Origin of the sequence: Nocardioides sp. (assembly GCF_031422975.1) — a bacterium.
GTDB lineage: Bacteria > Actinomycetota > Actinomycetes > Propionibacteriales > Nocardioidaceae > Nocardioides.
Genome location: NZ_JANPEO010000211.1, coordinates 1 through 1,540, shown reverse-complemented (window position 1 = coordinate 1,540; position 1,540 = coordinate 1). Strand labels below are relative to the sequence as shown.

Here is a 1,540-nt window from a genome sequence, read left to right as displayed (position 1 = left end):
ACAAGATCATGACCACCTCGGGCGGTGGTGCGCTGCTCACCGACGACGGCGACTTCGCCCAGCGCATCCGCTATCTCGCCACCCAGGCACGGCAGCCGGCTCCGCACTACGAGCACACCGAGGTCGGCTACAACTACCGGATGTCCAACCTGCTGGCCGGCCTCGGCCGGGCCCAGCTGGCTCGACTGCCGGAGATGATCGAGCGCCGCCGTCAGTGGCGACGCCGCTACCGCGACCTCTTCGCCGACGTGAACGGGGTGGAGCTGTTCGGCGCCCCCGACGGCGTCGACGACCCGATCAACCACGACAACTTCTGGCTGACCTCGATCCTCGTCGACAGCGACGTGACCGGCTGGGCGACCGGGGATCTCAGGCTCCACCTGGAGGGCCACCAGATCGAGTCGCGCCCGGTGTGGAAGCCGATGCATCTCCAACCGGTCTTCGCCCACCTGCCCGCCTACACCAACGGCGCCAGCGAGCGGCTCTTCCGCACGGGTCTCTCGTTGCCCAGCGGTTCGTCACTGTCCGACGACCAGTTCGAGCGGGTGGCCAGCGCCATTCGCGACTTCACGAAGGGAACTCATGCCTGACATCACGACCCCCGATCTGGTCGCCGACAAGACCGTCGCGATCACGGGCGGCACCGGCTCCTTCGGCAAGGTGATGGCCCAGCACCTGCTCGACCAGGGTGTCGCCCGCGTCCACATCTTCAGCCGGGACGAGGCCAAGCAGGACAGCATGCGCCGGACCATGTCCGATGATCGTCTCCGGTTCTACCTCGGCGACGTCCGCGACGCCCACAGCGTCACCGACGCCGTGCGTGGCACCGACTTCGTCTTTCACGCGGCGGCGCTCAAGCAGGTCCCCTCATGCGAGTTCTTCCCGATGCAGGCCGTGCAGACCAACGTGCTCGGGAGCCAGAACGTCATCGACGCCTGTGCCGACGCAGGTGTGCAGACGCTGGTGCTGCTGAGCACCGACAAGGCCGTCTACCCGATGAACGCCATGGGCATGTCGAAGGCGCTGATGGAGAAGGCCGCGCAGGCCTTCGCCCGCAACCGCCCCGACTCGGACACGACGGTTGCCGTCACCCGCTACGGCAACGTCATGTACTCCCGCGGCTCGGTGATCCCCTTGTTCATCGAGCAGCTGGAGTCGGGCCGTCCGCTGACCCTGACCGAGCCCACGATGACCCGGTTCCTGATGTCCCTGTCCGAGTCCGTCGACCTCGTCACGCACGCCTTCGCCCACGCCCAGCAGGGCGACCTCTTCGTCAAGAAGGCACCCGGCGCGACGGTCGACGTGCTTGCTCGAGCGGTGGCCACGCTGTTCGGCTTCGACGACGCGGAGATCCGTGTCATCGGCGTCCGCCATGGCGAGAAGCTGCACGAGACCCTGCTGACCCGCGAGGAGATCACCAAGTCCGAGGACCAGGGCGACTTCTTCCGGGTGCCTCTCGACGACCGCGGGCTGCAGTACGACAAGTACTACTCCAAGGGCGAGGGTGAGATCGTCGAGCACATCGACTACACCTCCGACA

The 1,540-nt window shown here is 66.9% G+C and carries 2 protein-coding genes; both read left to right on the top strand.

Translation table 11 applies throughout. The annotated features are described in order from the left end of the window. Window positions 1–590, top strand: a 590-nt coding sequence (locus RMO85_RS06340) for a DegT/DnrJ/EryC1/StrS family aminotransferase (protein ID WP_310527630.1), incomplete at its 5' end; no start/stop codon positions are given. After that, a partial coding sequence (locus RMO85_RS06335) for a polysaccharide biosynthesis protein (RefSeq protein ID WP_310527624.1) occupies window positions 583–1,540 on the top strand: 958 nt, incomplete at its 3' end. The genes RMO85_RS06340 and RMO85_RS06335, both read left to right, overlap by 8 nt.